Here is a 20482-nt window from a genome sequence, read left to right on the forward strand (position 1 = left end):
CGAGTCATTCGTCGGTAGCGTTGCCTGATGTTCCGTTGATTTTCCGCGCCACCCGACGTAAGGACATGCAATGCCCCAAACCAAGTCGTTTGCAGTGGTAGGCGCCGGGATTATCGGCGCCGCTGTATCCCGCGAACTGCTGACCAGATACCCCGAGGCAAGCATCACTATCGTGGAAAAGGAACACAGCGCGGCCGCGCACCAGACTGGACACAACTCGGGCGTGGTCCACGCTGGCCTGTATTACGAGCCAGGGGGCCTGAAGGCCAAGCTGTGCCGCCGCGGAGTCGAATTGCTCAAGGAACTTGCGGTGTCCCGCTCCCTTCCCTATGAGGAATGCGGAAAACTCGTGGTTGCACTGGACCCCGAGGAAGAACAGCGGTTGGAGAACATCTTCGAACGGGCACAGGCCAACGGGGTACCCGGGATCTCCATGCTCGGCCCGGACGGCATCAAGGCCATTGAACCCAACGCTACGGGGCGCATGGCGCTGCACTCCCCCGGTACGGCGATCATCAGCTATGCCGCGGTGACCGATGCGCTGATTGACGAAGTCCGCCTGGCGGGCGGCGACGTACGATTCGGCTGCACTGTCGAGCGCATCGAGGAACTGGCCACCGGGGTCCGCCTGCACACCAGTACAGGGCAGATTCGCGCGGATCACGTCATCGTCTGCGCAGGTTCCCAGTCCGACCGCCTGGCACGTGGTTCCGGCGCCAGTGCCCAGCCGAGCGTGGTGCCGTTCTTCGGGCAATATTTCCAACTGGAGGAAAGCTACCGCACCATCCTCAACGGGCTGGTCTATCCAGTGCCGGATCCGAAATACCCGTTCCTCGGTGTCCACCTGACCAAGCGGGTGGATGGACAGATGATGGTGGGGCCCAATGCATTCCTCTCGCTGTCGCGGGAAAAGTACCGGGGACTTGGCCTGGATTTCAAGGACCTCGGCGAAGTTCTGGCCAACACCGGCTTTTGGAAGTTCGCCGCCCGGAACATGCCGACCGCGGTGCGTGAAGCCCGCACAGTGATCTCGGAGCAGTTCTTCTTGAAGGAAGCCGCCAAGTATGCTCCCTCCCTGGAGGGAGCCAAGGCAACCCGGCTAACCCGCGGCATCCGCGCCCAGGCCATGGACGCCGATGGCAAGCTGCTTGATGATTTCGCCATCGACTACCGCGAACATGCCACGCATATCCGCAACGCCCCGTCCCCCGGCGCCACGAGCTCGCTGGCCATCGCCGAATACATCGTGGATTCGCTGGCGCGCAAGAGCATCGCCTAGTCGCGCTTTTGCTTCTCCCGGATCAGGTCCAGGGCGAGCACCGAGCCGATGCCCACCAAACGATGGCCTGCCCTGATATTCGGGGCGAACCGCACCGAGTAGGTGGATTTGCCCATCAAGGCGTTGCCCAGGCCAGACCAGTTGCGCGACACCGTCGCGATGACTCCGTCCGGTGCGCTGATCTGGAACTCGAAGTCCCAGAGATCGCCGATCAGATCGATCTGTTCACCCTGGAATTCCACGGTCACCCGGGTCTTGAACATGGTGATCCGTTTAACCAGGCTGGCGACCGGGCGGCCTTGGCCGTCCAGGATCTCCATGCGTTCACGCCCCAGGGTCATGGTGTCCTTGACCTGGAGGACCGGATTGCCCGGGCCGTCGAACACCGTCAGCTGCCGGGAACCGGCGAACATGCGACCCAGTGCGCTTCCTCCGGTCTCCACGTGGGCGACCTGCATCCCCTCGCCGTCCAGGATCGCAAAATCGTTCTTCATAAGGTTCTTGGTCTGTTGGATGACCAGCACGTCCGGTTCGAAGATCGTCATGCCAGCGATTATGCCATCAGCACTTGGCCGCCACAGGCCAATCGGGACCGTTTGACCTCGCGCGGTTCGCTGCGAGTCAGCCAAGGATGCCGCGGTCGGCCTTGGATAGCGGGTACCGCTCGTCGAGCTTCGGATCCAGTGCCAGCCGGAAGACCGCTTCCAGCACCAGCCGCCCGGCACCCCAGTACACCGGGATCACCAGCCAGCTGAACCAGCCCCAGTTCATCGAGAAGGCAAGGACCACCGTGGCGAAAACCAGCACGATGCCCACGCCTCGATAGATCAGCACCACGCCCTTGGTATAGGAATCGCGCTGCTCCTGTTGCTGGGCCATCCGTTGCTCCAGGCCGTCGACGGATGCCTGGAACTGCGGAGTCTGGACACTGGCAAACAGCTCGCCCACCGGCACCTGGAGGGCGGCGGCGATCCTGGAGAGGGTGTCCATGTTGGCGTCCTGCCCGGCTTCGAGCCGCTGGATCGTCCGGACTGTGACCGAGCTTTGGGCCGCCAGCCGTTCCTGCGTCCAGCCCTTGGAACGGCGAATTTCTGCAATTCGTGATTCATTCATGCCAGTCACCCTAGCCATACTCGGCCCGACAGCACCACGACTTCGACCCGACAACTACCCGACAGCACCGCGACATGGCACGGAAGAGCGGTCCGACAGACCCCAACTCCCACTATATTCCTCAAAGGGCATAGATCCTGGCGGTGCCTGCCGCGGCAGGATTCCATGGACGGGAGTCCTGCCGCGGTCTGGATGCCGCTACTCGCCGAAGAAGACGCGGGCCACCTTGGACAGGTACCACGGGTCGTCCACGCCGCACATCTCGCGAGCCGAGTGCATGGACAGCAGCGCCACGCCCACATCGACGGTGCGGATGCCGATGCGGGTCGCGGTCAGCGGACCGATGGTCGAGCCGCAGGGAACCCGGTTGTTGGAGACGAACTCCTGGTAGGGTACCCCGGCGGCTTCGCACCAACCGGCAAATGCGGCGGCGCCCACGGCATCGGTGGCGTAGCGCTGGTTGGCGTTGATCTTCAGCAGCGGGCCGGCGTTGACCTGCGGGCGGTTCGCCGGGTCGTGGCGCTCGGCGTAATTCGGGTGCACTGCATGGCCGGCGTCGGCCGACAGGCATACGGAGTTGGCCAGCGCGCGGGCGGTGTCCTCCACCGAGGCGCCCAGCGAAGCCTGGATGCGCGCCAGCAGTTCCTCCAGGAACGGGCCGCTGGCGCCCGAACGCGACTCGGAGCCCAGTTCCTCGTGGTCGAATGCCGCCAACATGGCGATGCGTCGACCCTCGGGCTTGCGCGCATAGTCGGTCAGCGCGATCAGGCCCGCGTGCACCGAGGACAGGTTGTCCAGGCGCGAGGAGGCGAAGAAGTTCTTGCCTTCCCCGAACACCTCGCCGTGCTGCGCCGGGGCGGTCAGCACGTCGTAGCCGGCGATGTGGGCCGGGTCCACGCCGGCTGAGGCGGCCAGCACGGCCAGGATATCCGCGTCGGCCAGATCGCCGGCGCCGAAAATCGGGTTGGTGTGGGTCTGGCGATCTAGGGCCAGTCCGTCGTTGACCTGGCGGTCCAGATGGATGGCCAGCTGCGGGATGCGCAGCAGCGGCTCGGTCTGCGCCAGATGCACCGAGCCGTCGCGCAGCACCAGGCGGCCGGCGAGTACCAGTTCGCGGTCAAGCCACGAGTTCAGCAGCGGCCCGCCGTAGACCTCGACCCCGGCCTGCCACCACCCATTGGATCCGGTGGTCGGCTTCGGCTTCAGCTTGAAGCCAGGCGAGTCGGTGTGCGCGCCGAGAATGTGGAAGCCGGTCGTGGCGGTGGCGCCCTCGGGCTGCACCCAGGCGATGACCGCGCCGTCGCGCACCACATAGTAGGCGCCGGACCCGAGGTTCCAGGCCTCGGCTTCGTCCAGCGCGGTGAATCCAGCGGCATCCAGCCGCTTCGCCGCGCTCGCGGCGGCGTGGTAACTCGACGGGGAGGTCGCTACGTATTCGGCCAAATCTGCAATGTGTGCCATTGCCGCGGCTTGTGCCATGACTGGATGCTCACTTCTTTCGAGATCGGTTGTCATCAAGTGCTGCTGCCCGACGGGATCTGCCGGGTTATCTCCAGCTTAGTAGCCTGCGCCGTGGAATGGCTCGGTGCACGGCCCGGACCGCGCCAGCCGGGGAAATGCCCGCGAATTGCGCCACCGGGCTTGACGTGGACCTCGCTCGGCGTAAATGCTGTGATCAGGCCTACGCCGACCAAGAAAGCGAGTACAACATGCCAAAGACCAACCGCACGCCCGAAGATTTCCCGGAGCACCGTGAATCCCTCGAGCCGCAGTCGGAGACCGAGGCCGGAGTAGACCTTGAGCCGAGCACCACGCTGAGTTCAGGCCCTGCAACTGTCGACACCGAGCCCTACGTCCCGGCGGAACCGGACCCCGAGGGGCTGCTTCCGCTGCCGGTGCAGGACACCGAGGACCGGGCCCAGTCGACCAGGCTCGCCCGGCTGTGGACGGCGACCGTCATCAGCGTGCTGCTGCTGATCCTGCTGATTGTTTTTATCGCGCAGAACCAGAATCCCGTGACCGTGCAGTACTTCGGGCTGCGCGGCGAAATCAGCCTGGGGCTGGCCCTGTTCATCGGGGCGCTGGGCGGCGCACTGGTGGTCGCGGCCATCGGGGCGGCGCGCGTGATCCAGCTGCGCGCCACGGCCCGCAAGAAGCGCAAGGCCGAGCGGAAAAGCCGGTAGCTAGAAATCCAGTCCCTGCGAGGGGATGACCAGCCCGGTCTCGTAGGCGTAGACCACCGCCTGCACCCGGTCGCGCAGGTGCAGCTTGGTCAGGATGCGTCTCACGTGGGTTTTCACCGTCGCTTCCGAGAGGAAGAAACGGTGGGCGATCTCCGCGTTGGACAACCCCTCGGCGAGCGCGCGCAGCACTTCCTGCTCCCGAGGGGTCAGATCGTCCAGCAGCGGGTCGCGCTGCGGCGTGGCGGCGGTCTGCGCCTTGCCGCCGTTGCGCACATAGGTCTCCAGCAGCCTGGCGGTCACGCGCGGCGCCACCACGGCATCGCCTGAGGCAACCAAGCGCACGGCGGAGACCAGCTCCTCCGGGGCGACGTCCTTGAGCAGGAAGGCGCTGGCACCGGCCTGCAGCCCGGAGAATGCGTATTCGTCCAGGTCGAAAGTCGTCAGGATGATGATCTTGGTATCCGGGTGCGCCTTGGCGATGCGGTCGGTGGCTTCGATCCCGTCCATGTTGGGCATGCGCACGTCCATGAGCACCACGTCCGGGTGCAGGGCCGCGGTCTGCGCCAGCGACTCCAGCCCGTCGGCCGCTTCGCCGACGATCTGGATGTCGTCCTCGCCCTCGAGGATCAGGCGGAAGCCCATCCGCAGCAGGGGTTGGTCGTCGACCAGAAGCACCTTGATTGTTTCGTCCATGTCCTACCCCTTTGCAGCTTTCTGGTTACCATTCTTCGCGCTGCACTCGGGCAGCTGCAACATCGCCTTCACAATCCAGCCGCCGCTGGCCACGGGGCCGGCGTCCACCGTGCCGTCGAAGAGCTCGGCGCGCTCGCGCATGCCGCGCAAGCCCCGGCCGCTGCCCACGCTCGGCACCCGGGTGGCGTCCCCGTTGTCCATGATCTCCAGCCGCACCTGGTGCCTGCCGCGTTCCAGGCGGACCTGGACGTCGCTGACGTTGCGCGCGTAGCGCAGCGAGTTGGTCAAGGACTCCTGGATGATGCGGAAGATGGTCAGCGCGAACGCCTTGTCATCCGGCAGCGGCTCGCCCACGTAGGTGTAGGTCAGCGGCAGGCCGGCGGCCCGGAAGCCCTCGAGCAGGTGCTCGATGCCGCCTGAGGTGGGCTGCGGGGCCAGGTCCCCGCCCTCGCCCTCGCGCAGCACGCCGAGCATCCGGCGCATGTCCGCCAGCGCGGCGCGGCCGGTGCCGGACAGCTCCGCAAGCACCTCCTCGGCGCGCTCCTGATCGCGGCGGCCCACCACGCGGGCGCCTTCGGCCAGCGCGATCATCACCGACAGCGAGTGCGCCACCACATCGTGCATCTCGCGGGCAATGCGGTTGCGCTCCTGCACCTGCGCCAGCCGCGAGACCTGCGAGGCCCAGTGGTTCAGCTCGGCCTCGTGGATGCGGGCGTTGCGGATGTACACGCCGATGGCGGCCGCGGTGACATAGAAGCCGATGAGGAACGCCGCGAACACCCCGATGATGACGATGGCCAGCGTGGATTCGCTGATTCCGTCCGAGGGGTCGATCTCCATGCCGCTCATGTCCGGGAAGCCGACCAGCACCATCAGCACCATCTGGAAGCTGCCGGCCAGGATGGCCAGCGGAATCGAGCGCCGGGCCGAATAGCTGGTGGCCACCATGTAGAGGGCGATCATCATGCCCAGGCCCTCAGCCCCGTAGACCGAGCCGACGTCCAGGATCGAGATGCATTCCAGGGCGAACACGATGCACAGCACCGTCATGGGCGCCCGGCGGCGGAACAGCAGCGTGCCGGCGGTGGCCAGGGTGATCAGCAGCAGCACCAGCCCGTGGTTGCCCGGCATGTCGGCCATCAACAGCACCCCGGGCAGGGTTCCGAGCAGGTAGAAGATCACGACGCCGACGGACACCAAACGCGGATGGGTCCTCAGGTACCTGCGTACCCGGCCCATCCGCTTGGCGGCCAGTTCGTCGAAGGAGGCTACCGACTCCTGCAGCGAAAGGTTGCTCATGGTTTCCAGTCTAGTTTTCCGGTTCCTACTTGATATCGCGGCTCTTGAGCAGGATGCCCGCCAGCAGCAGCGGGAGCACGATCCATCCGGCCACCCCTGCCAGCTGCTGCCAGCTTTCCAGCGTGCTCGGGTAGCTCAGCGGCAGGGCCAGCCCCAGCCCCAGCTGGTCCGGCATGAACCGCGCGTAGTCCTTGAACCAGTCGGTCACCGCCATCAGGATCTGCGCGATCAGCGGCAGCACGAAGAACACCGCCACCAGGCTGGTGATGCCGCCGGCGGAGTTGCGCAGCAGCAGGCCCAGCGCCAGTCCCAGCAGGGAGGCCATCACCACGGCGAGCGCCCCGTACCAGAGCACGCGCTGGAACGCCTCGCCGCCCAGGTCCAGGGTCAGCGAGTAGTTCTCGGCCAGCGGGCGGCACACCAGGTAGGCGGCCAGCGTGGATACCAGCTGCACCACCGCGCTCAGCCCGGTGATCACGATGATCTTGGCGGCCAGCACGCGCAGCCGCTGCGGGCTGGCCAGGAAGGTGCTCACCGCAGAACCGGTGGTGAATTCGCCGCTGAACAGCAGCACGCCAAGCACGCCGAGGATCAGCTGGGAGAACATTAGCCCGGAGGCCATGGTTTCCACGGTGAAGTCGGCGGTGCCCATGCTTTCGGTGCCAGGGATCTGCCCGGCATCCGGTGCGCTCTGCATGAAGGAGCCCACGCCCCATACGCCGAGCGCGGCAATGCCGACGTACACGGCGATCGAGACCAGGATCAGGATGCGCGTGGAGTTCAGGGAGAAGAAGCGGATCATTTCACTGCGCAGCACACCGCTCAGGGTGACCTTTCCGCCGGTGCGCGGTGCGGCCGCTGCCGCAAGTTCGGTGCTCATGGTTTCCTACTTCCCAGCCGGATTGTCGTTGGACATCTGCGAGCGGTACTCGATGGCGTCGCGAGTCAGTTCCATGTAGGCGTCTTCCAGGGTGCGCTGCAGCGGACGCAGTTCGCTGAGCACGATCCCGGCTTCCAGCGCACGGCGGCCGATGTCCTCGGATTCCGGCCCGGTGACCTCCAGCGTGGTGGCGTCCAGCCGGCGCAGCTGCACCCCCTCGGCCGCCAGCGCGTTCATCAGCAGTTCGATGTCCCGGGCGCGGACCACCGTCTGGGCCAGCCCGTTGTCGATGAATTCGCTGATCGGGGCATCGGCCATGATCCGGCCCTTGCCGATCACGATCAGGTGGTCCGCGGTCTGCGCCATCTCGCTCATCAGGTGAGAGGAGATGAACACGGTTTTGCCGGCGGCCGCCTGCTGGCGGGCCAGGTTGCGGACCCAGGCCACGCCTTCGGGGTCCAGTCCGTTGACCGGCTCGTCGAGGATGAGCACCTGCGGGTCGCCCAGCAGGGCGGTGGCGATGCCCAGGCGCTGTCCCATGCCCAGGGAGAAGCCGCCGACCTTCTTGCGCTGCACCGGCCCCAGGCCGGTCAGCTCCAGCACCTCGTCCACCCGGGACTTGCCCAGGCCCGCGGTGGCCGCCATGGCCCTCAGGTGGGAGCGCGGGGTCAGCGACTTGTGGACCGATTTGGCTTCCAACAGGGTGCCGACCTCGGTCAGCGGGTGGGTGGAGGACTTGAAGTTCTTCCCGTTCACGAGCACCTGCCCGCGGGTGGGGTTTGCCAATCCAACGATCATTCGCATGGTAGTTGATTTGCCTGCGCCGTTGGGGCCGAGGAATCCGGTGACGATCCCCGGTTGAACCGTGAACGACGCGTGGTCGACCACGGTTTTTGCACCGTAGTTCTTGGTCAGTTCCTGTACCTGGATCATATATCCAGCATAGGAACCCGCCGGGGTTGGCGAACCGCCCGGAATGCTGATCTTGGACCTCCCTCGAAAGGAGGATCCGCATCCGCCCCGGCGCCGTTCCATGCACCCGAGGGTGCATTAATCGAGGTGTGCTCCGGGTTTCGGGGTGCGGCTCCTAGGAGACCGAGGTGGCGACGAACAGCGCGCCGACAATCATCAGCGCGAACGGCAGGCCCAGGAGGAGCATGAACTTCAGGTTGTCGCGGGCGATCGCCACGCATTCGCGCAGGAATGCGCTGGGACGGTAGTAGGCGGCGGTCTTGCCGCCGAACGAGCGCGCGTCCAGCCCCAGCGTCCGCGAGGCCAGCCCTGCGCGCAGCGCATGGTAGTCGCTGGTGACCAGCCACAGGCGCCCGTCACCGCGCTGTGCCCGGACCAGCTGGTTGGAGAATTCCAGGTTTTCGATGGTGTCCTTGGCCCGGTCCTCGACCAGGATCTGCTCCTGCGGGATCCCCTGCTCCGCCAGGTAGCGGCCCATGCTCACGCCTTCGGGCTCGATCTCGTCGCGCCCCTGTCCCCCGGTGGGAACCATGTAGGGTTTCGGGTCGCGCTGGGACCGGTAGAGCTCGATGCCCTTGTCCAACCGCCCGCGCAGCAGCGGGGTGACCTGGCCGTTGATGGTCCGGGCACCGAGCACGATCACCGCGGCGCCCCGGCCCTTGGCCGGGAACCTGGCGTTCACCCACGAATACAGCAGCAGCATGGCGAAGATGCTGGCGCTGAACACGGAGGCGAAGAACATGATGAATGCCAGGGACAAGCTCCACCATTGGGAGATCATCACCAGGCCGAGGGCCGCCACCGGTAGCGCGAACACCAGGATTCCCGCGATCAGCGAGAGCAGGTTGGGGATCTTCGCGCCCTCGCGCCGCCACATCAGGATGCCGTTGTAGATCAGCGCCCCGCCGAACACCACCAGCATCAGCGGCATGAGCACAACCAGGATCGCCATCAGGAACCCGAAACCGGGCACGAAGCTCGTGAGCATTTCGGAGATCGTGGACAAGGTGAGCAGCACCAGCGGCAGCAGGGCCGCGGCGAGCACGAGCCTGCGCGGCTCCTTGCGGTACAGCAGGATGAATGCCGTCCACAGCACCGCGAGGAACGCCAGGGAAATTAAGTCGTAGCCGAAGTCTTCCATCACGATCCAGCTTAGAGATCGCGCCAATAGGAGTGAAACATCCGCAGTAAGTATTAACGCCAGCGTGATCAACCACGCCAGGCACGTCATCAGGCAGTGAAGCAGGCACAGACAGCGTCAAGCAGGGTTTGCCGGGAACCGTTTACACGAGAAGGTCACGCGCCTGCCCTCCCGTCGTCCTACATCGAGCCCCTCTGGCGCCAATTCGAGGCACTGATCCCCGAACGGCCACGCACCCATCCACTGGGCTGCCACAAACTCAGGATCAGCGACCGGATCATCTTCGACAAGCCCATCCACGTCCTCGCCTTGGGCACTGCCTACGAGAAAATCAGCGACACGACCTGCTCGGCCACTACCATCCGACGCCGCCGCCACGAATGGATCACCTCAGGGATCTTCCGCGAACTGGAGCAGATCTGTCTGGAGCCCTCCGGCCGGATCATCGGACTGGACCTTGGAGAACCTCGTCATCGATGGCTACATGGTCAAAGCACCCTACGACGGCGAAGCCGTTAGGAAATCCCCAGTGGACCGCGACATGCAAGTCACCAAGAGCTCGCTGATGACCGACGGGAAAGGCATCCCGGTCGGCTGCGTCGCCGTAAGCGCGAACCGGCATGACTCCCCGTTGCTGCGTCCCACCCTCGAACGCCTTGCCCGTTTCGGCTACCGACGGCCAGAGCAGATCACCGCGCACCTGGATGCTAATTATGACAGCGCCAAGACCAGGGACCTGTACACCGACCTGAGTTGCGATTGAAGGATCAGCACCAAGGGCAAGGTCCGGGTCAATGATGCCATGATCAGCCCCTCGAACAGTGTCATCGTGATCCGCAGGCTGATCGGGAAAGCGTGGGTGACGCATCGGTGGGATGCAAGGCCTCATCGAAAGCCTTACGAACCAGCTGGGCCCCATTGGCGCGGTCTCTAAGTTCATCGTGGACCGAATCAAATGTTTCCCTGATTCGGTCGATCGATCACGTGCACCCAGTGACGTGCAACTCATGAACGGCACGTCACTGATCCTCCTACGAAAGCATGATTTACAGCTCAAGTTAAGCATGTATAAGGTCGAAATGAAGATTAAATCTATCAGGTGGTCCTCATAGCATGGTCTCATTCAAAAAATTACTTCCACTTCAATCGCCGTTGTCGTTTCTCTTGCACTTGCTACAACGATGTGCATGCCCGCAAAAGCGGCTCCTGCCGTCGTTGCTTCAGGTGAAACTGCTGTGACAGCAGCTTCTCAGCCTGAAACCAACAATCTGGCAGAAAAAATGAGGTCTCTAAAAAATGGGGAGTCTTCCACCTACTCGTCGCCTACTGGCGACAACTTCAAAATCATTAACATTAATGGCCAATTGAATTTTTACGCTAGCGGAAATCCATCGATTGTCTCACCCTGAGCTAGATGATTAATTTCTAATGATCGCCCCGCGTCCTCAATGGTCATACGCGACCAGAGAGCGCTTGCGCGGGGCGCCAATCTTCCAGTTGTGCCAGATCCCTGCCGCCATGGCCAACAGCTTGCACGCCACCCTCGCCATCACCCCCTCCAAGGTCCGGGCCCCGTGGCGTTCCAAACCCAACTGCCCTTTGAGGGTGTCGAAGATCGACTCGACCCACTGGCGGATCCCGCCGAAATCCCCAAACCGCGGCTTCTCATCCTTCCGATCAGGGCGCAGCAAATGCGCTTTGAGGTCCCCGCTGATAAACGCTTCGAACTGTTTGCCGGAAGCCCTTGTCCGCCAGGATCACCTGCCCGTCGGCCACCAGGTCGCTACTGGCATCAAGCATCGTGGCGATCGCTTCACGCTCACCGATCTTCGGATTGGCCAACCCCCAGATCACCGGCATGCCCTCAGGGGTGGCGACCAGGTAAAGCCGGAACCCCAGAAATACCGTGAATGCGAGGCGCAGTACCCGTAGCCGGCCTGCCCGGCCAGGTCCGAGCGTTTCACCGTTTCGCGTGACTGGCCGCAGGGCACCGGGGTGGAATCCAGCAGCCGCAGCACGTCGTTCCAGGTGGGGACGTCCTTGGCCAGGACGCTCAGGGTATGGGACACCAGGGGCGCGGCGGCGCGGATCCTCTTGTTGTATCCGGATTGCTGGGGAATATGCGGGAACATGCCAGCCAGGTGGGTGCGGGCGTAGCGGATCCACCGGGACTCGGAAGCGTCCCCGTGCAGCAGGTGCTGGGCCACAGCCAGGCAGAGCAGTTCCGCGTCGGTGAGTAATTGCCGTCGTCCTCGTCGTGGCCTTGCGGGCATGGTTGGGATGACATGGTCGGTGACGAACACGTAGAGTGTTGTCAGGAGGGTGTTTAGGTTTTTGTTCACACCATAATTCTTAACACTCTCCGCTAAGCATTAAAAGGCCTCCTGACCAGATTTTTGATCTGTTTCAGGAGGTCTTTTGTGTTGGAGTAGTTTAGGACTTACTCATCTAGATCGTTTGAAAGTTACCGATTTAGGCACCCTCTGCTCGTTCAGAAATTCGGACACGCCAGTTTTGCAGAAGCTTCCTGCGCCTGTGAATACCTCGAAAGGACACGCCAGGTGGTCTGTCTAAGACCCTGTGCTACGTGTGAGTTTCTACGGATAAACAAGGCACCAGGCACACAGGTGACCAGATGCTCCAGGCCGGTGAAAGCGGTGAGGGCTGGTGCAGTGAAGGTAAAGTAAGCAACGTCAAGGTCTCTCGAAAATGGCAAGTGTGGTAACTTCCATTTTTCTGGAAGACCTCGACTTTTTCGTGCTTGGGCAACATGCCCGGATTCCCGTGGGCTGGTTTTCTTTGGTCACACTCTCAATCTTGAAGATCCGCTTTAGTTCTTATAAATTCACCGATTGCTTCTCCAGCGCAAACTCGGAGTACACTTCCAGCAGTTCTGGATCATCCACTGCACCCAGATCTGCAACCTTCTCAAGCGGGGTCCCTTGAAGCATCCGCTTGACCGGAACCTCGAGTTTTTTGCCAGTACGAGTATGCGGAATAGCTCGCATGAACACAATCTCATCTGGTAGGTACCGGACCGATAGATTCTCCCGGATGGACCCGATGATTGCATCCTTAGCTACCTCTGGATCTGCCCCATTGGTCAATTGAACGAAAAGCGGCATATAGTACTCGGTACCCAGCTCCACCCCAACAACCAAGGCTTCGACAACCTCAGGCAGGGATTCAACAGCAGCATAAATATCTGCTGAGCCAAGTCGCAATCCATTACGGTTGAGCGTTGAGTCTGAACGACCATGGATGAGGATGCCTCGACGGGTGAACTCAATAAAGTCTCCATGGCGCCATACTGCAGGATACGTACTGAAGTAGCTCTCGTGATACCTAGTACCGTCATCTCCCCAGAAACTCAGGGGCATTGAAGGCATCGGCTGAGTGACTACTAGCTCGCCCTTGCCCGTAGTCGGGTCGCCTTGCTCATCCCATGATTCAACCCGCACGCCCAACGCTGGCGCTTGGATATACCCAACGTGGACAGGCATAGTCGGAGATCCACCCACGAATATCGAAGCAATATCCGTTCCGCCGCTCATAGAAGCCAGCCAGATGTCTCCCACATGTGCGTAGACCCAGCGGAATCCATCCGCGGACAGCGGAGAACCCGTAACTTGCAAGCTCTTCAAGGACACAAGATCATGCTGGCTCTTTGGCACCAAATCCGTGTTGGCACATGCATGGACAAAGCCCGCACCCACACCCAGAACCGCAACACGCTCGTCCGCAGTAATTTGCCAGACCCTATCCAGTGAAGGGAAAACCGGGTTGCCGTCAATAAGCACGGCCGTTGCTCCCACACCCAGAGCACTGACCAGTGCATTCCAGAGCACCCAGCTGGTCGAGGCCACGTTTAGATAACGATCTCCTGGCCGCAGGTCAGAGTGAATCAGAAGCATTTTCAGCTCCTCAAGCAAGGCTCCGCCATGACCGTGCACAATACCCTTAGGAATACCCGTAGTACCGGAGGAGAACAGCACCCATAGTGGGTGGCTGAACTCAACGTCCGCAAAACGCAGTTCTGCAGGTTCGGCTACCGCCTTTTCCCAGGTGCTTGCCGGGATCTTAGTGTCGAATGTAGGAATCGAAGTGTGTCGCTCAACCCAGATAAGCTGTTCCACGGTGGGCAACTGAGCGATAATTTCATTCAGTTCATCCCGACGGTCACGGTCCTTGCCACCCAGCATGTAGCCAGGCGCTGCAAGCACTACTTTCGGTTCCAGCTGAGCAAAACGCGAAACGACTGCGCCGGCACCAAACTCGGGGGCGCAAATCGACCAGATGGCACCAAGCGAAGCTGTGGCGAGCAGACCCACCACTGCTTCGGCGACATTCGGGAGGATCGCAACAACACGATCACCCTGACCCACGCCTTGCGTACGCAAGTACTGTGCGAGGGCCGCAACTTCGCCGCGCAAAGACTCCCAACTCGTTTCCTCACGCCCGCCATCTTCCGAAATGGCAATTAACGCGGTGCCCTCATGACCATGAAGCAGGTGCCTGGCAAAATTCAGCGTACGTCCGGGGAACCATTTTGTGTGGGGCATTGGGTCTTGGCTTACAACGTCACCGGCCACACCCCCAAATTCCACTCCAGCGAATTTGGCAAAAAGTTCCCAGAATTCTGCAGGCTCATCAACTGACCACTGCCAGAGTGAATCATAGTCATTTTTGGAGTCATGGCCATGCTGCGCAACGAACTCGGCAAACCGTGCGACACCGGTCTGCATAATTCCTGCGCTATCCGGCTGCCAAATCATTTCACCATCTGCTGCGGCGATATCGATAATCATGATGCATCCATAGACGTTGAATTTACTCGACGCTGACTCGCAATCTCTGAAGCCGAGATCGGTTCGGTGCCAATCAACACAAACAGGACTCTTGCAGTTTTGTCAGTTCGATTTGACCATGCATGACTGGTAGCTCGCTGTACCGCCACGTCTCCGGCTCGCATCGTGGCCTCACCATCATCAACGAGTAGAGTGATTTCGCCTTCCAGAACTACCGCGTAATCCAAGGATTCGGTGCGGTGGAACCAGAAGTGCTTCCCTCCGCTGCGTTCAGCACCGACTTCCGCTTCCTCATGGCCGTCCAACTCGTCAAAGATCGCCGAATTTGCTTCCTTGGGGTAGACGGAATCAGGCGGAAAATCCGCGATCCGCATAATCGTCTCTCCCGGGGCCGGGAAACTTGGAATTTCCGTGTCAGCACTGGCCATGTCAGTATCGCTGACGTGGTCGATAACGCCGGCCTTGGTCATCCACGGAACCGTGGCTCCAAAGCCTGGAATCGCGTCCGAGGAGAAATGGTGCGGTGCGTCTGCGTCCGACAGTATGACTGCGAGACCTTGGTCATTGTGGCCGGTAACTATCCGGCGAACTGGCGGGCGGGACATTACGCAACCCAGTTTTCGTGTGGGTACTGGCGTGGTTCTGGCCACCAAGGAGCCTTCTCGCGTTCCTTGGATATTGGGGTTCGCAGCGTACCAACGCCCTCGACCTCGAGCTCGATGACATCGCCCGGCTTGAGGAACGTACCGATTTCTGCACCGGCACCGAAGCCCATGGTGCCGGACCCGATGAGGTCCCCTGGCTGCAGGCGGTCCGAGATCGAGACGTAGGCCAGCAGTTCCGCGGGGGTGTAGACGAAGTCCTCGACCTTGGTGTCCGAGAGCACCTCGCCGTTGACGCGGACCTGGCCGTGCAGTCCCTCGAGGGAGTCGATTTCGTCCATCGTGGTGACCCAGGGTCCGATGCCGTAGCCGAAGTCCTTGCACTTCTGCGGGCCCATGCCGATGGGCATTTCCGCGCCCTGGATGTCGCGGGCGCTGAAGTCGTTGAAGACGGTAATGCCGAAGAGGTGCTCCATCGCGTTATCCGGGGTCAGGTTGCTGCCGGACTTGCCCACGACGTAGCCGATCTCCAGTTCCCAGTCCAATTGTTCGGTGAAATCAGGGTAGGGCAGTTCCTGGTTATGCCCGTAGGACATGGCGGTGGTGCCCTTGAAGTAGCCCGGGCGGTCGTAGATCGAGCGTGCCGGCTGCGCCTTGGCAACAATCCGGTGGAAGTTCTGGATGTGCTTCTCGAAGGTCAGCCCGTCGCGGATGACCGGGGAGTCAACGGCCGCGCGCCAAGAGACTTCATCAATGGCGAAAGAAGCATCATCAGCTGCACCCAAGGCGTCATGCGCGGCGTCAAGGAAGATAGAACCTCCCCCGAGTCCCGCGGCCAGGCTTCCGGGAAGTACCGCCAGAGCAAGTTCTCGGGCGCGCTCTGGTTCGGCACCTTTGCGCTGCAAGGTCAGTGCGTATGACCTCGCCAGATCGATAACTCGGCCGGAGTCCGGCTCCGCGGCAACCAGGCGAATCTGTTCACCATCGGGGGTGTCTACTGCAATGCGCCCAAATTTCATGGCTTCTCCTGCTCTGTAATAGATTCGATACGTATAGTATCGCATTAAGGTTACGAAAATGCAATGCTTCAAAAACTCATGGTTCAGCTGGCCCGCAGCAGCGGCCCAGTTTCGCACAATTCCGCCAGCGGCTTGCGGCCTGAGAGCATTCCGAGTCCACGGCGAATCTGCGTGAGCAGCTCCAGGCCCATGGGATCCACCGATAATGTCCTCGCCCGCGCAGCCCATGCAGTTGCCGCGGCGGACTGATAGCCATGACGCTCAAGCAGCGCCACGCCGGCCTGCTCGTCCATCGATTCACCGGACGCGGCACCGCGTGCCAGCGCACGCATGTATCCGGTGAGCTCCTCAGATCCCAATAACTCAGTACGCACCACCAGACCTTGGCCCGGCAGCTGCGGCAGAAGTTCGTTCACCTCTGACACACACCTCATACCGGCTTGTTCAGCAAGCTTGTCGAATGGCGGGCCGAGCAGGCTCGCGTCGATTTCTCCGGCTAGCAGTGCTTCAAATCGTTCGCGTACCCCGCCGATCACCACATAATCCACGTCGATTCCTGCGCCGCCCAGCAGATGCCGTGCAAGTAGGGCAAAACCGTTATCCGGGGCGTCCACGGCGAACCTGAATCCAGCCAGATCCGCCATAGTTGCCATCTCATCACGCGCATAGATGCCCAGCGGGGTGGTCGCCTCGACTTGAGCAATGAGACGCAACCGAGCACCGGCCCGGTCCCATTCGAACAAGTTATCCATGGCGGTGATGGCCACGTCAATGGTGCCGTCCAGCAGCCCGGCGAGCTGCTCCGCGCTGGAGGTGGTCCGGGTGGACTGAACCTCAACGCTATCCAAGAATCCCAGCTCGGTAGCCAGCAGGTAGGGTACCGGCGGAACGAAGTGGCTTTGGCGCAGTATCACGAGGCTGCCCCACCGGCCGCGGCAACCGCAATCGGACGGTCTGCGTACCAGGGAGGCAACTGCCCGGAAGGTCCGCGGACCGTCGAGCGCTGGGCCCCGAGACCGGTGATCTCCGCTTCCATCACATCTCCATCACGCAGGAACCGACCCCAATGCGAACCATTGCCCGCCGGAGAACCGGTGATCAGCACATCACCGGGTTGCAGTACCGCGACAGAGGATGCGTAGGCGATCAGGCTCGGGATGTCGAAGAGCAGGTCATCGGCCAGGGCATCTTGCATCAGCGTGCCATTGAGGCTCAATTGGATCCGCAGCTTTGCCGGGTCCGGCACATACCGCTTCGGCACCACATAGGGCCCTGTGGGGAAGAAAGTCGGCTGGTTCTTCGACCGGAACCAGTCGGTACCCATCATCGCAATGTCGGTGCGCGGCACGAGAGCGCGCGAAGTGACATCGTTGACGATAGTGTACCCGGCGACGTAATCCATGGCACCTGCTGCCGCAATCCGGTGCGCCTTACGACCGATGACCACACCCAGCTCCAGCTCCCAGTCGACGTTGCCGCCGACATCGGGCAACTGCACGTCGTCATATGCGCCACAGACAGCGGAGGGGATCCCGGTCCAGACGTACGGATCACCCGTACGGCCACGTTCGTCGATTTCGGCCGCGGCGTCGGCCGCCAACTGATTCTCGTCGGCACCTTCTTTCCCCAGCTTGTGGGCAACGCTCATCTGAATGACGTGCTCACGGTAGTTGGCCCCGGCGGCGATGATGGTGCCCACCGGCTGCAGCGGCGGAAGCACCCCCAACCCCGCCAGCGGGCGTGCACCTGCGGCGGCAGGGTCGAGGAACTCGATTAAGTCCAGATTGTTGTCCCAGTCGGCAAACAGGTCCCCGATCCGGGTGATGCCCGGCAGCACGCTGCGCAGGTTCACGACCTGGTCCTCAAAGACGGCCCCGGGAAATTGCTCCGTGCCATCCTCGAAGGTGCCCAGCTTGAATCCGCCGATGCGAGTTTCCTTCATGGCTCCTCCACGTTCCATCATGTTCTTGCCTATACCGGTGGCGGGACAAAAAGACCTTTGTCCTTGTCGTTGAACATTTCCTTGGCAATGAATTCATCCATATCCCCGCCGGTGCCCCACTGGTCCGAGGTCATCGGATCAGAAGTGTCGTAAATGCTCGGGTGCCAGGTGTCCTCGTCGATCGAATCAAGTTCGGTGGTGAATTCCATGGTGTTGCCGTTGGGATCGTGGAAGTAGGTGAAGGTGTTGTCCCCGGCGCTGTGGCGTCCCGGTCCCCAGATTTTCTTGAATCCCGAGCGCAACAGCTTGCCGCTGCCGCGCATGTACTCGTCGATCCCGCGCAGTTCGAAGGACGCGTGCTGCAGCGAGGCGTGCGGGCCGCGGGCAATGGCGATGGAGTGGTGCTGCGAGTTGCATCGCAGGAAGTAGAACAGATCCCCCACGCGCGGGTGGTTCAGTGTGTCGGAGAGCCGGAAGCCCAGGTGCTGCTCATACCAAGCGAGCATCTTCTCCGGTTCCGGGGAGTTGAGCACCACATGGGATAGGCGCACCGGGATGGCTTCGCGTTCCTCGATTTTGCGGTGCTTGCGCACCTCGACATCCGAGGAGACCTCGATGGTTCGTCCTTCCAAGTCGAAGAATCGGAAGCCGTACCCCCCGCCAAGCGTTTTGAGGTCATCGGGTTCGCCAATGAGCTTCACCCCCTTGGCAATGAGGTCCGAGGCAAGCTGGTCCACCGCGGCATTGTCGGCAGCGCCGAACGCGACCATGTCAAGGCGCTTTTCATCGGCCTCGCGGACGCGGACCGAGTATTGCTCCGGGGAACCTTCGGCGGCAAAGTAGGTCACTCCGCCGTCGTCCTGCATCTCGGTCAATCCCCAGTGGTTCTTGTAGAAGTCAACCTGTTTTTTGTAATCGGGCACCGCGATATCGAAGTGACGCAGGTGTGTGATTGGGCTGAAGGCCATGATTTTCTCCTGTAGTTCTTTCCGCCTGGGCGGAGGTGTGTCTTGAGAATTTTTGGGCTAGAGGTTCGCCGGCACGTCGTGGCCGACCTTCGGGATGCTGGCAGCGATGCGTTCGAGTGCTTCGGGGGTATCCCCGAGACCCAGGATGTAGCGGTCCGGACGGACAACCACGACCTTGGCACCGGCGGCTTCAAGAATCCGGCCGGCCTTGGCAGGATCAAACAAGACGACAACGAAATCGTTGTCCTCGAGCTGGCTGCGCAGCCCAGCCGGCACGGCGGAATAGATCTCCGGAGTTGTTGCCACCAAGAAGCGGGAACCGACCATGTCATCCAGGCGCACCCCGTCGGCGAGGATCGGCTGCGTGGCCAGATGTCCGGCGCGGCTGTCGATTTCCCCCTCGTGCAGACCCGGCCCCAGTGGGGGTGCGACGGGTGCCGAGGCCGCGGGATTGGCGCGGATGAAGGCATCACGCTGCTTAGCGACCTCTGCATCGGTGGTCTGCAGGAAGCCCGCGGCATTGGCAGCCTGCTCCACCCAGAACCGTGCGTGCGGCAAGCGTTCTGACTCATAGGTGTCAAGCAGGCTGTCATCGGCAGCGCCGCGCTTGACTGCGTCCAGCTTCCAGACCAGATTGGCGACGTCGCGCATTCCGGCGCACAGGCCCTGTCCGAAGAGCGGTGGAGCCTGGTGGGCGGCATCGCCGGCCAGGAAAATGTTGCCGGCACGCCACCGCCGGGAAATGCGTCCACGGAATGTGTAGGTCGCCAGGCGGTCTGCAGTGAATTTACCTGCCGGCAGCACTCCGCGGCTGAGGCGCTCAAGGCCCGCCGGGGTAGTAATTTCCTCGGGGTCGTCCCCCGGCATGAGCATAAACTCCATGCGCACACGTTTGCCGGGGAGCCGTATCCACAAAGCAGGGCGGGTATGGTGACCCAAGAAGATCATGTCCGAGGACAATCCGGGGCTGTCTTCAAGGATCCCGTCGGCAACCAGCCATTGCGCATCCTCGCCGATTTTTTCGGTTTCGATGTTCAGCGCTTTGCGGCTCTGCGAGCGGGCTCCATCAGCTGCGATGGCCCAACGGGCGCGGATCAAGGATTCCTCGCCATCCTCGTTCTGCACCGCAACTTCGACGCCTTCGGCAACATTGCGCACTGAAAGCACCGTCATGCCGCGGCGCAGCTCAACGCCTGGCAGTTCCTCTACGACCTCATGCAACAGGCATTCGATCTCAGGCTGGTGGAAGGTCAGATCGTCGTGCCATCCCTGCGCCCCGAGCTGGCCGGTTGGCACGGCAATCAAGACTTCGCCCGCCTCGTTCTCGATATGCATCGAGGCCATCGGCAATGTGGCCTTGGCGAAGCGCTCTGCCACTCCCAAGGATTGAAGAGTGCGGAAGATCTCTCCATCAAAATGCACAGCGCGTGCCGTCGGCCACGCCTGAATCTCGCGCTCTACCCCAACGGCGCTCAGGCCGGCGCGACCCAGCAAGGCCAATGCAGTAACGCCCACCGGTCCACCGCCAACCACCACCACGTCAACTTCAACGATCTTTGCCATCCCACTCCTTCAAGTTCAGT

General features: G+C 62.1%; 18 protein-coding genes and 2 pseudogenes. 4 read left to right on the forward strand and 16 right to left on the reverse strand.

All coding sequences use genetic code 11. The annotated features are described in order from the left end of the window. The first annotated feature begins 70 nt into the window (after nt 1-70). Nucleotides 71-1279 (forward strand): L-2-hydroxyglutarate oxidase, encoded by a 1209-nt coding sequence (gene lhgO, locus JQN66_RS17430; protein ID WP_204676120.1) that lies wholly within the window; start codon nt 71-73, stop codon nt 1277-1279. Here lhgO and JQN66_RS17435 read toward each other — a convergent pair. The 3 genes from JQN66_RS17435 to JQN66_RS17445 all read right to left on the reverse strand — a co-directional run bounded on the left by JQN66_RS17435 (nt 1276) and on the right by JQN66_RS17445 (nt 3853). Then, on the reverse strand, nt 1276-1824 hold the full coding sequence (locus JQN66_RS17435; RefSeq protein WP_204676121.1) for an LURP-one-related/scramblase family protein: 549 nt from the start codon (nt 1822-1824) through the stop codon (nt 1276-1278). The two genes, lhgO and JQN66_RS17435, sit on opposite strands and share 4 nt — an antisense overlap. Before the next feature lie 76 nt (nt 1825-1900). Continuing rightward, a complete protein-coding gene (locus JQN66_RS17440; RefSeq protein ID WP_204676122.1) occupies nt 1901-2392 on the reverse strand; it encodes a helix-turn-helix domain-containing protein in 492 nt (163 codons plus the stop codon). Between the two features lie 198 nt (nt 2393-2590). Then, nucleotides 2591-3853: a M18 family aminopeptidase gene (locus JQN66_RS17445; protein ID WP_239464079.1), complete on the reverse strand. Its 1263-nt coding sequence runs from the start codon at nt 3851-3853 to the stop codon at nt 2591-2593. A gap of 248 nt (nt 3854-4101) precedes the next feature. Here JQN66_RS17445 and JQN66_RS17450 point away from each other — a divergent pair, with 248 nt between their 5' ends. Continuing rightward, a complete protein-coding gene (locus tag JQN66_RS17450) occupies nt 4102-4575 on the forward strand; it encodes a LapA family protein (RefSeq protein WP_204676124.1) in 474 nt (157 codons plus the stop codon). On the opposite strand, the gene JQN66_RS17455 is transcribed toward JQN66_RS17450, so the two are convergent. From JQN66_RS17455 to JQN66_RS17475, 5 genes are all read right to left on the reverse strand, one after another. Next, the gene (locus JQN66_RS17455; protein WP_204676125.1) at nt 4576-5268 is read right to left on the reverse strand and encodes a response regulator; all 693 of its coding nucleotides are present in this window, start codon (nt 5266-5268) and stop codon (nt 4576-4578) included. It lies immediately after the preceding gene. Between the two features lie 3 nt (nt 5269-5271). Continuing rightward, nucleotides 5272-6567, reverse strand: a complete 1296-nt coding sequence (locus JQN66_RS17460) for a sensor histidine kinase (protein ID WP_204676126.1) — start codon at nt 6565-6567, stop codon at nt 5272-5274. A 25-nt stretch (nt 6568-6592) separates the two neighbouring features. After that, the gene (locus JQN66_RS17465; RefSeq protein WP_113607306.1) at nt 6593-7447 is read right to left on the reverse strand and encodes an ABC transporter permease; all 855 of its coding nucleotides are present in this window, start codon (nt 7445-7447) and stop codon (nt 6593-6595) included. A 6-nt stretch (nt 7448-7453) separates the two neighbouring features. Further along, on the reverse strand, nt 7454-8380 hold the full coding sequence (locus JQN66_RS17470) for an ATP-binding cassette domain-containing protein (protein WP_113607305.1): 927 nt from the start codon (nt 8378-8380) through the stop codon (nt 7454-7456). A 154-nt stretch (nt 8381-8534) separates the two neighbouring features. Next, entirely contained in the window at nt 8535-9560 is a 1026-nt protein-coding gene (locus tag JQN66_RS17475) for a YdcF family protein (RefSeq protein WP_239464248.1), read from the reverse strand. Between the two features lie 183 nt (nt 9561-9743). Here JQN66_RS17475 and JQN66_RS17480 point away from each other — a divergent pair. Continuing rightward, a pseudogene (locus JQN66_RS17480) lies at nt 9744-10494 on the forward strand (transposase). Nucleotides 10495-10747: 253 nt separating this feature from the next. Beyond that, nucleotides 10748-10969 carry a hypothetical protein gene (locus JQN66_RS17485; RefSeq protein WP_204676128.1) on the forward strand — a complete coding sequence of 74 codons (222 nt, stop codon included), beginning with the start codon at nt 10748-10750 and terminating at the stop codon, nt 10967-10969. A gap of 36 nt (nt 10970-11005) precedes the next feature. Here JQN66_RS17485 and JQN66_RS17490 read toward each other — a convergent pair. From JQN66_RS17490 to JQN66_RS17525, 8 genes and pseudogenes are all read right to left on the reverse strand, one after another. After that, nucleotides 11006-11902, reverse strand: a pseudogene (locus JQN66_RS17490) (IS982 family transposase). Between the two features lie 495 nt (nt 11903-12397). Then, entirely contained in the window at nt 12398-14368 is a 1971-nt protein-coding gene (locus tag JQN66_RS17495) for an acetoacetate--CoA ligase (RefSeq protein WP_204676129.1), read from the reverse strand. After that, nucleotides 14365-14838, reverse strand: a complete 474-nt coding sequence (locus JQN66_RS17500; RefSeq protein WP_053799248.1) for a cupin domain-containing protein — start codon at nt 14836-14838, stop codon at nt 14365-14367. Before JQN66_RS17500 ends, JQN66_RS17495 begins: the two co-directional genes overlap by 4 nt. 134 nt (nt 14839-14972) lie before the next feature. After that, entirely contained in the window at nt 14973-15989 is a 1017-nt protein-coding gene (locus JQN66_RS17505; protein ID WP_204676130.1) for a fumarylacetoacetate hydrolase family protein, read from the reverse strand. Nucleotides 15990-16072: 83 nt separating this feature from the next. Beyond that, the gene (locus tag JQN66_RS17510; RefSeq protein WP_181728098.1) at nt 16073-16837 is read right to left on the reverse strand and encodes an ABC transporter substrate-binding protein; all 765 of its coding nucleotides are present in this window, start codon (nt 16835-16837) and stop codon (nt 16073-16075) included. A gap of 62 nt (nt 16838-16899) precedes the next feature. Continuing rightward, on the reverse strand, nt 16900-17931 hold the full coding sequence (locus JQN66_RS17515; protein WP_204676131.1) for a fumarylacetoacetate hydrolase family protein: 1032 nt from the start codon (nt 17929-17931) through the stop codon (nt 16900-16902). A 29-nt stretch (nt 17932-17960) separates the two neighbouring features. Then, nucleotides 17961-18899, reverse strand: coding sequence for a VOC family protein (locus tag JQN66_RS17520; RefSeq protein WP_053799251.1), 939 nt, complete (start codon nt 18897-18899; stop codon nt 17961-17963). Nucleotides 18900-18956: 57 nt separating this feature from the next. Continuing rightward, nucleotides 18957-20462 carry a bifunctional 3-(3-hydroxy-phenyl)propionate/3-hydroxycinnamic acid hydroxylase gene (locus JQN66_RS17525; protein ID WP_082344920.1) on the reverse strand — a complete coding sequence of 502 codons (1506 nt, stop codon included), beginning with the start codon at nt 20460-20462 and terminating at the stop codon, nt 18957-18959. Between the last annotated feature and the right edge of the window lie 20 nt (nt 20463-20482).

Source organism: Glutamicibacter protophormiae (genome assembly GCF_016894325.1).
In the GTDB taxonomy this organism is placed as follows: domain Bacteria; phylum Actinomycetota; class Actinomycetes; order Actinomycetales; family Micrococcaceae; genus Glutamicibacter; species Glutamicibacter protophormiae.